This is a genomic window from Helicobacter pylori (assembly GCF_014496965.1).
GTDB classification, from domain to species: Bacteria; Campylobacterota; Campylobacteria; order Campylobacterales; family Helicobacteraceae; genus Helicobacter; species Helicobacter pylori_CZ.
Genome location: NZ_JACTCR010000002.1, coordinates 17,377 through 30,923, shown reverse-complemented (window position 1 = coordinate 30,923; position 13,547 = coordinate 17,377). Strand labels below are relative to the sequence as shown.

Annotated in this window: 12 protein-coding genes; 3 read left to right on the top strand and 9 right to left on the bottom strand. The window is 40.2% G+C overall.

The annotated features are described in order from the left end of the window. Positions 1-54 precede the first annotated feature (54 nt). The 9 genes from H7O61_RS07955 to H7O61_RS01130 all read right to left on the bottom strand — a co-directional run bounded on the left by H7O61_RS07955 (position 55) and on the right by H7O61_RS01130 (position 9,158). A complete protein-coding gene (locus H7O61_RS07955; RefSeq protein ID WP_001930296.1) occupies positions 55-189 on the bottom strand; it encodes a hypothetical protein in 135 nt (44 codons plus the stop codon). 82 nt (positions 190-271) lie between these two features. Beyond that, positions 272-508, bottom strand: coding sequence for a hypothetical protein (locus tag H7O61_RS01165; RefSeq protein WP_120862043.1), 237 nt, complete (start codon positions 506-508; stop codon positions 272-274). 2 nt (positions 509-510) lie between these two features. Then, the gene (locus H7O61_RS01160) at positions 511-1,269 is read right to left on the bottom strand and encodes a protein NO VEIN domain-containing protein (RefSeq protein ID WP_187874892.1); all 759 of its coding nucleotides are present in this window, start codon (positions 1,267-1,269) and stop codon (positions 511-513) included. Positions 1,270-1,283: 14 nt separating this feature from the next. Next, the gene (lepA, locus tag H7O61_RS01155) at positions 1,284-3,074 is read right to left on the bottom strand and encodes a translation elongation factor 4 (protein WP_165508594.1); all 1,791 of its coding nucleotides are present in this window, start codon (positions 3,072-3,074) and stop codon (positions 1,284-1,286) included. A 14-nt stretch (positions 3,075-3,088) separates the two neighbouring features. Further along, a complete protein-coding gene (gene dxs, locus H7O61_RS01150) occupies positions 3,089-4,939 on the bottom strand; it encodes a 1-deoxy-D-xylulose-5-phosphate synthase (RefSeq protein WP_187874891.1) in 1,851 nt (616 codons plus the stop codon). Between the two features lie 2 nt (positions 4,940-4,941). Continuing rightward, positions 4,942-5,718 carry a flagellar assembly protein FliH gene (fliH, locus tag H7O61_RS01145; protein ID WP_079339367.1) on the bottom strand — a complete coding sequence of 259 codons (777 nt, stop codon included), beginning with the start codon at positions 5,716-5,718 and terminating at the stop codon, positions 4,942-4,944. Continuing rightward, a complete protein-coding gene (gene fliG, locus H7O61_RS01140) occupies positions 5,705-6,736 on the bottom strand; it encodes a flagellar motor switch protein FliG (RefSeq protein WP_000201859.1) in 1,032 nt (343 codons plus the stop codon). The genes fliH and fliG overlap by 14 nt, the downstream gene beginning before the upstream one ends. Positions 6,737-6,748: 12 nt before the next feature. Then, positions 6,749-8,452: a flagellar basal-body MS-ring/collar protein FliF gene (fliF, locus tag H7O61_RS01135; protein ID WP_000364721.1), complete on the bottom strand. Its 1,704-nt coding sequence runs from the start codon at positions 8,450-8,452 to the stop codon at positions 6,749-6,751. A 43-nt stretch (positions 8,453-8,495) separates the two neighbouring features. Further along, entirely contained in the window at positions 8,496-9,158 is a 663-nt protein-coding gene (locus H7O61_RS01130; RefSeq protein WP_187874890.1) for a phosphatase PAP2 family protein, read from the bottom strand. Between the two features lie 261 nt (positions 9,159-9,419). Here H7O61_RS01130 and pyrG point away from each other — a divergent pair, with 261 nt between their 5' ends. The 3 genes from pyrG to H7O61_RS01115 are packed head-to-tail and all read left to right on the top strand — an operon-like array spanning position 9,420 to position 13,476. After that, complete coding sequence (gene pyrG / locus H7O61_RS01125) at positions 9,420-11,036, top strand: glutamine hydrolyzing CTP synthase (protein WP_187874889.1); 1,617 nt, start codon at positions 9,420-9,422, stop codon at positions 11,034-11,036. Between the two features lie 8 nt (positions 11,037-11,044). Further along, complete coding sequence (gene recJ / locus H7O61_RS01120; protein ID WP_187874888.1) at positions 11,045-12,595, top strand: single-stranded-DNA-specific exonuclease RecJ; 1,551 nt, start codon at positions 11,045-11,047, stop codon at positions 12,593-12,595. After that, positions 12,595-13,476, top strand: a complete 882-nt coding sequence (locus tag H7O61_RS01115; protein ID WP_079363052.1) for an RluA family pseudouridine synthase — start codon at positions 12,595-12,597, stop codon at positions 13,474-13,476. The genes recJ and H7O61_RS01115 overlap by 1 nt, the downstream gene beginning before the upstream one ends. Positions 13,477-13,547: the final 71 nt, after the last annotated feature.

The following is a 13,547-nucleotide window of genomic DNA, read 5'->3' as shown; positions in this document are numbered from 1 at the left end:
TCGCCCCGTTAAAATCAAGCTTTTTTATTATCCACTTGATTATCAACGCTCATTTTAGAATAGAGCCATTCCAAAAGCTTGTAAAAATTTTCTTTCTTTTTCCACTAAGTTAGAGTTTAAGGGCAAGTCATTTTTTAAAGCGCTTGTATAGGCGGTGTGTGAACGAGAGCTTTTGTTTTTAAAGTCCAATTTGATTTTGTCTTTTTAACATAACCAACACTATATGATTAAAGAGATCTTTTTTCTTGTTTGTGAATGTAATTTTATACTTTTACTCCAACGCCAAGTCAATCAAAATTTGCCAATTCTCTTTATAGTGTTGGAGTTGCGACAAGCTCTTTGTGTTGTCCCATTCTTGTGTGTCTTCAATAGGGATAATATAGCATTCGCTCGTGCGAGTGTCTATCCCTAAAATCAAATCGCAATCTTTTTTGGTGTATTTGTAAGTGCGTTTAGGGGCATTCCTATCAATTTGAACCCCACTCCTATAGCCCCCTGTAAAATTCAAAGTTATTTTATTTGCCCTATTAAGTGGTATTCTAAAATGCTTTTTTGCTTTCTCTCGCATGCCTTAAACTCTAAATGTTTTAAGGGGTTAGCAATGGATAAAAGATAGGGTTTTTCACTTAAATTCAGCACAACTACAAGCACATAATCATGGCTATAAGTTTGCGCTTGATCGTATTCTTTTTGGGTCAATCTCAATGCCCCTTGCTTTTCTCTAATCCCCTTAACTTCCACTAAAAACGCCTGCTTGTTGGTTTGAATGTAGAAGTCATACCCATCACCAAAAAGACGCATGTCTTTTAAACTCCCACAAGAAAACACTTCTATATTTTTATAGTGGTTTAAAAAATACAATTCGGCTTCTAAGCCTGTTTCTTGCATGCTTTTATAACGAGTTTTAAGGTAAGCGTTAGGGGTAACGCCTAAATCTTTGATTCCGTATTGTTCTTGCAAAAACCATTTCACAATATGGCTAAAACCCTTAACGCTTTCATTTCCAAACAAACTATCAATCCATAATTTTCTATGGATATAGGCATCGCCTTTTTGCCACCAGCCTTTGCGTTTATTAAGAAAAAAATAATCAAATAAATCCATGCGATTTTTGATAACGCCAGTCGTTTTAGCCAAGCCGATTTGGACGCAATATTCAAAAAAAGCATTTTTAGTAGAAAAACCAAATTCTTTAATAAAGTCATTATCAAATTTTGCCAAAGCATAGCCTATGAGATTTAAAATTTCATAGTTCTTGTGTTTTGCCATAGAAGTTAAATCGCCTAATCAATCTTTAATATCGCTAAAAACGCTTCTTGGGGAAGTTCCACCTTACCGATAGCCTTCATGCGTTTCTTACCCTCTTTTTGCTTTTCTAAGAGTTTTCTTTTTCGTGTAATATCGCCCCCATAGCACTTAGCCGTTACATTCTTACCGACAGATTTAATCGTCTCCCTGGCGATGATTTTATTCCCCACGCTCGCTTGGATAGCGACTTCAAAAAGCTGTCTTGGGATAAGCTCTTTCATCGCTTCCACTAAAGCGCGCCCTTTTTCATACGCCTTATTCTTATCTATAATGATAGAAAGCGCATCCACCACATCGCCTGCCACCCTCACGTCTAATTTCACCAAGTTAGCCTCTCTGTTTTCTATAGGCTCATAATCAAAGCTCGCATACCCTTTCGTGCAAGATTTGAGCTTGTCATAAAAATCCATCACAATTTCATTACTCGGCAAGGAATAAGTGAGCATGACACGAGACTGGTTTAAATATTCCATTTTTTCTTGAATGCCTCTTTTATTGTTCAATAACTGCATTAAATTACCCAAAAATTCACTCGGCGTGATGATCGTCGCCCTCACAAAAGGCTCTTTGATGCAAGCGATATGGTTTTCAGGGGGCAATTCGCTAGGGTTTTGGACGTATTTGATGCTATTATCGGTTAAATGCACTTCATACACCACCGTGGGAGCGGTAGCGATTAAGTTAAGGCCAAATTCCCTTTCCAGCCTTTCTTTGATCACTTCCATGTGCAATAGCCCTAAAAAGCCCACCCTAAAGCCAAAACCAAGCGCCACGGAGCTTTCAGGCTCAAAATTTAAAGCGCAATCGTTAAGCTGGAGTTTTAATAGCGCTTCTCTTAAATCTTCAAACCGGTCCGTTTCTATAGGGTAAAGCCCCGCAAAAACAAAGGGTTTGGCCGGCATAAAGCCCTCAATGGGTTTAGGGGTAGGGTTTTTAGCGTCTGTGAGCGTATCGCCCACCGCAATATCAGTAACGCTCTTTAGCCCCAAACTCACAATGCCAATCTCGCCGCATTCTAAACTCTTGGTGGGGATTTTTTTCAAAGGGTTAGGGTAGTATAGCCCTAAAACGCCATGTTTTTTACCCGTCCCCATCACTAAAATTTCCTGCTCTGTGTTGATGCTCCCATCCATGATACGCACCAACGCTAACGCCCCTAAATAATTGTCAAACCATGAATCATAAATGAGTGCTTTTAAAGGAGCGTTAGGATCACCGCCAGGGGCAGGAATGGTCGTAATGATCTTTTCTAACAAATCTTTAATGCCAAGCTTAGCTTTAGCACTCACTTCATTAGCGCTAGAGCAATCAATCCCTATCGTGTCTTCTATATCCTGTTTGACTTCTAAAACATTCGCATTAGGCAAATCAATTTTATTGATCACCGGTAAAATTTCTAAATTGTTATCTAAAGCGATGTAAGTGTTGGCGATGGTTTGCGCTTCCACGCCTTGAGTGGCATCCACCACTAATAACGCCCCTTCACACGAACACAAAGAGCGAGACACTTCATAGCTAAAATCCACATGCCCTGGGGTGTCAATGAGGTTTAAAACATAATCCTCCCCCTTAAAAGTGTAATTTAAGCGCACGCTTTGAGCCTTAATCGTAATGCCCCTTTCTTTTTCAATATCCATAGTGTCCATCACTTGGCTAGTCATTTCTCTGTTGCTGATAGCGTTGCATTCAGCGATCAAACAATCCGCTAAGGTGCTTTTACCATGGTCAATGTGAGCGATAATGGAAAAATTGCGGATATTCTTCATTGGCACTTTTGATTTCATCTCTCTTGTCCTAAATCTTTTAAAATAGCGTCAGTCAAACTCTCTGTGTCTAAGCCTAAGGATTTTTCCACTAAAGCGGTGTTCCCATGCATGATAAATTCATCAGTGATTTCAAAGCTTTTAACAGGCTTCAAAATATTTTGTTCGCTCAAAAACTCTAAAATCGCGCTAGCCACCCCCCCAAGCTTGTAATTATCGCTAAAAACATAGAGCTTTTGATAAGGGGCAATAATCGCGCTTAAATTGTGATCTAAGGGCTTTAAAAACCTGAGATCCAAAAGCGCGCACTCTATATTTTTTTCTTTTAAAGCCAGTTGGACCAAATGCGCCCGCCCCACGCCATTACCATAGCCTATGAGTAAAATTTCGCCCTCTTTTTTCAACAATTCGCTTCGCCCTAAAACAAAACCGCTAGGCTCAAAAACCCCCTCTTTTAACGCAAACGACCCCCTAGGGTAGCGGAACGCGCAAGGGCTTGAATCATGCTCATTGGCAAAATACACGGCGTTTTTTAAAGTCTCATTGTCTCGTGGGGCAAAAATGACCATGTTAGGGATAGAGCGCAAATACGACACGTCTAAAAGCCCTTGGTGCGTCTCGCCATCTTCGCCCACAATCCCAGCCCTATCAATAGCTAATTTAATCGGTAAGCTAGAAATGCAAGCGTCATGCACAATAGAATCATAAGCCCTCTGCAAAAAAGTAGAATAAATACTCACAAAAGGCTTAAACCCCTCTTTAGCCATAGCGCTGCTAGAAGTTAGGGCGTGTTGTTCGGCGATAGCGACATCAAAAAAGCGCAAAGGGTAAGCGTCAATAAGTTTGTCTAACCCTGTGCCGCTAGGCATCGCCGCAGTTATGCCTACGATTTTTTCATCTTTTTTGGCTAATTCTAAAAGGGTGTTAGAATACGCTTCAGTGGGCGATAAAGTCGCGCTTTTGGATTTTTTAGACAAGCCGGTATCCAAATCAAAAGGCCCTACCCCATGCCATTTTTCATAGCGCCCTTCAGCGATCTTATAACCCTTGCCCTTTAAGGTTTGCGCATGGATTAGCACCGGTTCTTTAAGCTCTTTGGCTAATTTCAAGGTTTCAATAATCGCGCCTAAATCATGCCCATTAATAGGCCCTATATAATTAATGCCCAATTCTTCAAAAAACACGCCCGGGGTGATGAGTTTAAAAGATTCTTCAAAACGGCTCGCTAAGTAATTCACGCTTTCAGGTAAGGTGCTTAAGATCTTTTTAACTTTAGAGCGGAAAGACTGATAAAACGGGCCTTTCATCAGCTGGCTAAGGGCTTTGGATAAAGCGCCAATAGGCGTGCTGATACTCATTTCATTATCGTTCAAAATCATGATCATGGGGTATTTCCTATCGCCCAGTTCGTTTAAGGCTTCATAAAAAATCCCTGCGCTAATACTGCCATCGCCTAATAAAGCTATAGGCATGCCTAGCGTTTGTTTCAAACGAAAGGCTTTAGCCACCCCCACGCCTATAGACACAGAGGTGGAGCTATGTCCGGCGATGAAATAATCGTATGCGCTCTCGCTGGGTTTAGTAAAGCCGCTCAAACCTTGAAACTGCCTCAAAGTGCTAAAGCTTTCAAAGCGCCCGGTTAAGAGTTTGTGGGCGTAAGCTTGGTGCGAAGTGTCAAAAATAAAAGGGTTTTTTTGGCAATCAAATAAGGCATGCATGCCCACAATCAGCTCCACAGCCCCTAAAGAAGAGCTTAAATGCCCCCCATTAGCACTCACCACTTCTAAAATACGATTCCGCAGCGTTTGACACACCAACTCCAAGCCTGCAATATCATTAGGGTTTAAATCAAAAGTTTTATTTTGCAAAATCACACCTTAAAATTATCCAACACGCTTTCTTTGAGCGTTTTAAAGCGCTCCATTAAATTCCCATCAAGGCTCCCGTTAGAGCTAGTGATCATAACGCCTCCTTTAGAAATAGCCTCATTGCTCTCCAATTTGATTTTGGAAGCGTTTTGCAAACGCTCGTTTAAATAAGGGTAATCCAAGGGATTGACTTTTAAATGAATATCCGTTGCGTCTAAAACATTTTTTAAAAGCTCTTCAGCTAAAGCGAGGGCCACTTTCTGGCTGTTGTCTTCCACTTCCTTAAGGATCACTTCTTTAGCTATATCTATCGCAATCGCGCTCAATTCCTTTTCTAAAGCCATTAAATGATTTTCTGAGCTTTTCATTTTTTCATCTAAAGCGGTGATCGCATGCAAAAGCTGGTTTTTTTCTTCATTCACGCTGTGAGTGAGTTCGTTACGCATTTTTTCTTCGCCCTCTTTAAAGCCGATTTTATAGCCATCGTTTTTAGCGTTTTCAATCAAAACTTTGCTCTCTTCTTGGGCTTTTTCAAATTGCATTTGCAATTTCACTAAATGGCTTGAAAGCTCGTCGGTTTTTTTCAACAAGCAATCAATCAAATCGTTTTCTATCGCTTTTTTTTCCAAAGGCTCTTCTAGGTTAGGCGTTTCTAAAGACGCGCCATTAGGATTAGTTTTAGGGGGTAAATTTGCCATGCTCTTAAATTCATATTTTTGAATGTCATGCTTATTCAAATGGTCTTTTTGGATCAAGTTTTTACGGCTATTCAATGACATCTTCCTCTTCACCGGTTTGGATCACGCCTTTTTCTTGCAAGCTCTGCACGATTTCAATGATCTTTCTTTGGGCCACATCCACGTCTTTGATTTTGACCGCCCCTAAATACTGCATTTCTTCTACAAATTGCTCTGCAGCCCTACTGCTCATGTTGTTTAAGAATTTATCGGTTAAATCTTGGGTAGAAGTTTTTAAGGCTAAAGACAAATCTTTTTTATCCGCCACTTTTAAAATCTCTCTGATAGCGAAATTGTCTAGTTTGGCTATATCTTCAAAAGTGAACATCATTTCTTTAATCGCGCCGGCGAGTTTGTTATCCACGCTTTCAATGCGAGCGAGCGTGGTTTTAGCGCTCTTTTGGCCCAAGCGGTTAAAGATTTCAGCCACCGCTCTCAAACCGCCCACTTCAATTTTATAGCTGGTGAGCGATTCTAGTTTGTTTTCTAACACCGTGGAAACCCTTTTAACCACTTGGGGCGATATTTCGCCTAAATTCGCCATTCTAATGGAGATTTCCGCTTTCATTTCATCAGGGAAATAGCTCAAAGTTTCAGCCGCATTAGGGGCTTCCATGTGGGCCAAAATCAAGGCGATGGTTTGAGGGTGTTCGTTAATGATGAAATCAGCGAGTTGTTGGGGCTTGATTTTGCCTAAATAAGCGAAGTTTTTTTGCGTTTGCAAGCTTTTAGTGAGCTTGTCCATCACTTTTCTGGCTTCTTCACTCCCCAAAGTCCTGGTTAAAAGCTCTCTAGCGTATTCCAAACCGCCGGTATTGATGTATTGGTTAGATTGAAAGATCGCAAAAAATTCCTCTAAAACCGCCGCGCCGATTTGCTTGTCCGTGCCGTTTAATTGCACGATTTGCTTAGAAATCTCTGTAATGGAGTCAATGTCTAAATGCCTTAAAATCTCGCCCGTGGTGTCTTCGCCCACTTGAATGAGTAAAATGGCGATTTTTTCACTCATGGAGAGTTCATCTAATTGAGCCTTTTGTTTGGGGGTGAGCTTGGTTGCCATTTTTAACCTTTTTTAACCTTTCGCACTGTCTGAAGAGATTTCATCTTTGATTAAGAGTTTAAAAAGCGTGGCGATTTCATCAGGGCGCTCTTTAAGGGTTCCTCTAATCTTTTCTAAAATAATTTCATATCTTACTTCTTCTTCGCTAAAGCTTGCATTAAGCCCTAATTGATCTTCTACTTTTTTCCTCAAATCGCCGAGTTTGTTCAACTCATCTTCTTCTTCATCCATTTCTTCAAACATGGATTTCACTTCCTTATCTTCATCAGGCACCACTTCCAGCATGCGTTCGCTGAAAGGCACGATCACTTTTTTATAGAAAATAAATAGCACTATAAACACCAAAATATACTTGATTAAAGGCGTGAATGAGCCTAAGATTTTTTGAGTTTTATGCATGATTTTTTCGCTCAAAGTGGCGTTGTCAATCATAGGCGCCATAGGGTTAAACTCAAAATTACTCACCGCCACATCATCGCCTCTATTTTGATTATAACCAATGGCTTGTTTGACTAAAGCGTTGATTTTTTTAAGCGATTCATCGCTCAAAGGCTCGTATTCTAAAGTATTTGCCCCGTCTTTGAGCGCGATTTTATACTTGCCATCCACCACAACCGCCGCATTCAAACGCACTAAAGTACCAAACTCGCCCTTGATCTCGCTAATGGTTTTACCCACTTCATAATTGGTCGTGTTTTGAGACTTTTCGTATTTTTCTGGCTCTTTATTGTCCTTCAATCCTTGCACAGGCCCGATATTGCTCACAACTCCCGGCACACCGCCAACTTGTTTTTTAGGAGCGCCTTCTTTTTTTTCTTCTAAATTTTGCTCGCTCCTTACGACATTATTGGGATCAAAAGTCTCTTTGGTGCTTTTCTTTTGGCTGAAATCAAACTCCGCATTGACCCTTGCGACCACCTTGTTTTTACCCCCCACAATAGGGGCTAAAATATTGACGATCTTATTTTCTAAAATGTTTTCAAAATTTTGTTTGTAGCGCAATTGCTCTAGGGCTAATTCTTTGGAGTTTTCTAATATATCGCCCTCGCCTATTGATTCGCCGTTTTCATTCACGATTTTCACGTTTTCTATCGTGAGTTTAGGCACAGCTGCAGCGATTAAATTTTTAATCCCTAAAATTTGAGTGGGTGAAAGCTTCATGTCAGGCTTAAGCTTGAGCATCACCGAAGCGCTAGGAGGGACTTCTTTAGCCACAAACACGCTGTCTTTAGGGATTGCAATATGCACATTGGCTTTAAGAATGGGGTTTAAACTTTCAATCGTGCGCGACAATTCGCCCTCAATGGCGCGAATGAGTTTGATGTTTTGATCAAAATCAGTCGCCCCAAAGTCTTTAGTGTCAAAGATTTCAAAGCCCACTTTACTCGTTTTAGGGATCCCTTGAGAAGCCAGAGTGATCCTTTCTTCATACACTTTATCTTTAGGGATGAGAATGGTGTCGTCTTTTAAGACTTTATAAGGGATTTGGTTTTGCTGGAGGTGCTGTAAGATTAGAGCGTTATCGCTAGAATCCAATCTTTCAAATAAAACCCCATAACCCCCTTGCGCGTAGTCTTTTTCTTTAAAAGGATAGAGCAACAAAAACACAAGCAAAGCAGTGATCAAAACCCCCGCTGCGATCAGGGCGATTTTTTGCTTTTTATTGAGCTTGATGAAAAAATCAACAATCCGTTGCAATAATACCTTTAAATCCAATATTAAAACCTTGATAAAATTTTCATTCTTTTAAGCCGTTCGCTTAGATCTTTTGGAACACGCTCAAGTAAATCCCTATGGAAAAACAAGCCCCTAACGCCCCTAAACAAACCCCTCCTAAAATACTGCTAAAAGACACCCCTAAAACAATGAGTGCTAAGCCTATTAAAAGAATCAAACCAAGCAAACTATAAGAGAGGATGTTTTGAAATATTTGATGCGCGATGAAATGGGGTATCAATAAGATAAGCAACCCGTAAAATAGCGTCAAAGAGAGCGCAATAGCGCTAGGGAAATTAGCGCTGTGCGAAAGCCATTGAAAAGAATGCAAAAAAAGGTGCTTTAAAGATTTTAAAAGGGCTTCAAATAAGATCACGCTTAGCACAAACCACACCCCAAGCGCTAAATTTCTGCGATACAGGCTTAAAAACACCCCCACCAACAAGCTCAAAGGTAACACGAATTGAGAAGAACCTAAAAAAACAACGCGTTGGAGCGTTTGATCTAAAATAGGGTTAGAAGAATTTGAACGCATCAAGCTAAAAATGGCGTTATCCATTGAATTAGCGTAATCAAAAAGAACCAAGCCAAAAATAAGGATAAAAAACGCGCTAAAAACGCCCCCTAAAAGAAACAGGGTTTTAACTTGCAGTAAGAAAAATGGTTTGGGTTGTGTGGAAACATTTTTGAAAGAATTTTCAGCCATTATTTAAAACCCTTTTTTTAGTAGTTCATTCAAAATTGATATTATACGCCAACGAATTTTAAAATTGCTCTTAAAAGTTTTAAGACAATGAAGTTTAAACACATAAAAGCTTTTCATTTTAATCAAACCTAGCTAATAAGAAACTGAAATTGTTTTTTTTTTTTTTTTGAAATCGCTTTAATTTTTGCCCTTTTTTAAAGCTTTTTAACCCTTTTTAGACTACAATTTTAAGAAGTAAAAATCAAAGGAACGCAATAACTTATGGATAGAGCCAAATTTATATTCGTTACAGGGGGCGTGTTAAGCTCTCTAGGGAAAGGGATTTCATCTTCTTCAATCGCTACGCTTTTACAGCATTGCAATTATCAGGTTTCCATTTTGAAGATTGATCCTTATATTAATATTGATCCAGGCACCATGAGCCCTTTAGAGCATGGGGAAGTGTTTGTAACTAGCGATGGTGCTGAAACGGATTTAGACATAGGGCATTATGAACGCTTTTTGAACAGGAATTTAACGAGGTTGAATAATTTCACTACCGGGCAGATTTTTTCAAGCGTGATAGAAAACGAAAGGAAAGGGGAATATTTAGGCAAGACCATTCAAATCGTCCCCCATGTAACCGATGAAATCAAAAGGCGCATTAAAAGCGCGGCTAAGGGGTTGGATTTTTTAATCGTGGAAGTGGGCGGAACCGTGGGCGATATGGAGGGCATGTTTTATTTGGAAGCGATCCGCCAGCTTAAACTGGAATTAGGGAATGAAAAAGTCATCAATGTGCATGTAACCTTGATCCCCTATATCCAAACCACTAACGAACTAAAAACCAAACCCACGCAACACTCTGTCCAGGAATTACGGCGTCTTGGTGTAACCCCTCAAATCATTTTGGCGCGATCGCCTAAGCCTTTGGATAAAGAATTGAAAAAGAAAATCGCTTTGAGTTGCGATGTGGAGCAAGACAGCGTGATTGTCGCCACAGACACTAAAAGCATTTACGCATGCCCCATTCTTTTCTTGCAAGAAGGCATTTTAACCCCCATTGCCAGACGCTTTAATTTGAATAAATTACACCCCAAAATGGCGGCTTGGAACACTTTAGTAGAAAAGATTATCACTCCTAAACACAAAGTCAAAATTGGTTTTGTGGGCAAGTATTTAAGCTTAAAAGAATCTTATAAATCCTTGATTGAAGCCCTAATCCATGCGGGCGCGCATTTGGATGTGCAAGTCAATATTGAATGGTTGGATAGCGAGAATTTTAATGAAAAGACGGATTTAGAGGGCGTTGATGCGATTTTAGTGCCGGGGGGCTTTGGAGAAAGGGGGATTGAGGGCAAAATTTGCGCCATTCAAAGGGCTAGGTTAGAAAAACTCCCCTTTTTAGGGATTTGTTTGGGCATGCAATTAGCGATCGTTGAATTTTGCAGGAATGTTTTAGGCTTAAAAGGGGCTAACTCTACGGAGTTTAACCAACGCTGCGAATACCCTGTGGTGTATTTGATTGAAGATTTTATGGATCAAAACCACCAAAAACAGGTGCGCACCTATAATTCGCCATTGGGTGGCACCATGCGATTAGGCGAATACGAATGCGAAATCATGCCTAACAGTTTGCTAGAAAAAGCCTATAAAAAGCCTAATATTAAAGAAAGGCACCGCCATCGTTATGAAATCAACCCCAAATACCGCCAAGAGTGGGAAAATAAAGGCTTGAAAGTGGTGGGTTTTGGGGCGAACCATTTGATTGAAGCGATTGAATTAGAAGATCACCCGTTCTTTGTGGGGGTGCAATTCCACCCAGAATTCACTTCCAGGTTGCAAAGCCCTAACCCTATCATTTTGGATTTCATTAAGAGTGCTCTTCATAAATCCTAATCTAAAGAATGAAACAAAAGCTTAAAGCTCAAATCAAAGAGCGAGTGGCTTCTATCGCCTATAATGAAAAAGGGTTTCCTAGCCCCTTTTTGTTTAAAGACTTGAAAAAAGCCGCGCTCAAAATCATAGAAGCCATGCGTGCAAACACAGAAATTTTAGTGGTGGGCGATTATGACGCTGACGGCGTGATTAGCTCTGCTATCATGGCAAAATTTTTTGAAAGTTTAAACTACAAGCATGTCCGCATTGCAATCCCTAATCGCTTCATGGATGGCTATGGGATTTCTAAAAAATTTTTAGAAAAACACCACACCCCTTTGATCATCACGGTGGATAACGGGATCAACGCCTTTGAGGCCGCTCAATTTTGCAAGGAAAAAAATTACACCCTAATCATTACCGATCACCATTGCTTACACCATGATAAAATTCCAGACGCTTATGCGGTGATCAACCCCAAGCGACCGGATTGTGATTTTATCCAAAAGGAAGTGTGCGGGGCGTTGGTGGCGTTTTATTTGTGCTATGGAATCCACCAACTTTTAGGAAAAGAAAAAAGCCATTCTAGTGAATTGTTGTGTTTAGCGGGCGTGGCGACTATTGCTGACATGATGCCTTTGACTTTTTTTAACCGCTTTTTGGTTTCTAAAGCCTTGTATTTTTTGCAAAAAGAATCCTTAGGGGCGATGGGGTTTTTACGCCAAAGAGAAGTTTTTAGAAAACGCTCTTTAAAAGCGAGCGATATTTCTTTTAATATCGCCCCTTTAATCAACTCCGCAGGGCGCATGCAAGACGCTAAAATAGCCCTGGATTTTTTAAGCGCGAATAATTTTCAAGATGGCTATTCTTTGTATGAACGCTTGAAAGCATGCAATACGAAACGCAAAATGATCCAACAGCAGGTTTTTGAAGAAGCCTTTAAGCATGCGATGGTTGGAGAAAAAATCATCATCGCTTTTAAGGATAATTGGCATGAAGGCGTGCTTGGGATTGTGGCTTCAAAATTAGTGGAAGCCACCCAAAAGCCAAGCCTGGTTTTTACTTTTAAAGAAGGGGTGTATAAAGGGAGCGGACGCAGTTCTCCAAATATTGACTTGATTGACGCTTTGAATGGGGTTTCTTCTTTATTACTCGGCTATGGAGGGCATAGGCAAGCTTGCGGTTTGAGCGTTGGAAAAAACAATATCGTCTCGCTCTTTGAAACTTTAGAAAATTTTGATTTTAAAGTCTTGCCTTTTTGTGAAAAAGAACCCCCTTTAACGCTCAAATTAAAAGACATTGACAGAGAGCTTTTAGAGATTATAGAAGCGGGCGAACCTTATGGGCAAGAAAACCCTGAACCCCTATTCCAAGCAAGAAATTTAGAAGTCATAGAAGAAAAAATCATTAAAGAAAGCCACCAGATTTTGCGTTTTAAGGATAAAGAATGCGTCAAAGAGGCTATTTATTTTAACGCTGAGCGGTTTTTGAAAGCGGGTGAAAAGGTGAGCGTGCTTTTTAGCGTGGAATTAGATGAGTGTTCTAATGAGCCTAAAATGTTTGTTAAAAGTTTATTATAGTGCCTTTTGTTGAAGAAGAATTTGAAATTTTAAAACCCACCAAAGCCTTGTTTTTGGTGCGCGATGTTTTAAAATGCTCTCTAAAAGAAGCCCAACGGCACCTTGACAAGCAACGCTTAAAACAAAACCAACAAGCCGTGCGTAAATCTCAAATCATTCAAGGGGTCGTTCGTTTGATTTATTTCAAGCCTAATGAAAAACAAGAAAAGCTTGTTTTTGAGACTAAGGATTTTGGCGTGTTTGACAAACCCGCTCAAGTCTATACCCACCCTAAAGGCTATTTTTACCATGAAAGCTTATTAGATTGTATCCAATCGCATTTGGGTAAAAACGCCCACCCAGCCCACAGATTGGACTATGAAACGAGCGGGTTAGTTTTAGCGGGTAAAACCTTACAAAGCACCAAAGATTTAAAAGCGCTTTTCATGCAAAAAAAAGTGAAAAAAACTTATTTAGCGCTAGCGCATGGGTTGGTGGATAAAAGTATCATCATAGACAAACCCATTCTAACGCCACAAAACATTCAAAAAGATTTGCGCATTCGATCTCAAATTTCTCCTTTAGGCAAGCCTTCAATTACCCTTGTTGAGCCTTTAAGCTACAACCCTTTTTTGGATATAAGCTTGCTTAAAATAACCCCACTCACCGGGCGCACGCACCAGATCCGCTTGCATTTAAGCAGCGTGGATCACAGGATCGTGGGCGAGGGGCTTTATGGGGTGGCAGATGAAAACGCCAGAGAATACCTTCAATTGAAGCGTGAAAATAACGCCCCAACCCTCATGCTCCATGCTGCTAGTTTAGAGTTTGAATTTAAAGGGGCGATCTACAAAATCGCTTCCCCAATGCCTGAACGCTTCATGCCTTTTTTAAAAGATTGACCCCCATTTTTTATTGATTATCCCCTGATTATTTTTATTGATTATTTTTATTGGGGGGTTTTTTGATTAAG

Excerpts from the sequence above, each read along its gene's own strand:
- H7O61_RS01160 (WP_187874892.1), bottom strand. The coding sequence starts at position 1,269 with ATGGCAAAACACAAGAACTATGAAATTTTAAATCTCATAGGCTATGCT.
- lepA (WP_165508594.1), bottom strand. The coding sequence starts at position 3,074 with ATGAAGAATATCCGCAATTTTTCCATTATCGCTCACATTGACCATGGT.
- fliH (WP_079339367.1), bottom strand. The coding sequence starts at position 5,718 with ATGTCATTGAATAGCCGTAAAAACTTGATCCAAAAAGACCATTTGAAT.
- fliG (WP_000201859.1), bottom strand. The coding sequence starts at position 6,736 with ATGGCAACCAAGCTCACCCCCAAACAAAAGGCTCAATTAGATGAACTC.
- H7O61_RS01130 (WP_187874890.1), bottom strand. The coding sequence starts at position 9,158 with ATGGCTGAAAATTCTTTCAAAAATGTTTCCACACAACCCAAACCATTT.
- pyrG (WP_187874889.1), top strand. The coding sequence starts at position 9,420 with ATGGATAGAGCCAAATTTATATTCGTTACAGGGGGCGTGTTAAGCTCT.
- recJ (WP_187874888.1), top strand. The coding sequence starts at position 11,045 with ATGAAACAAAAGCTTAAAGCTCAAATCAAAGAGCGAGTGGCTTCTATC.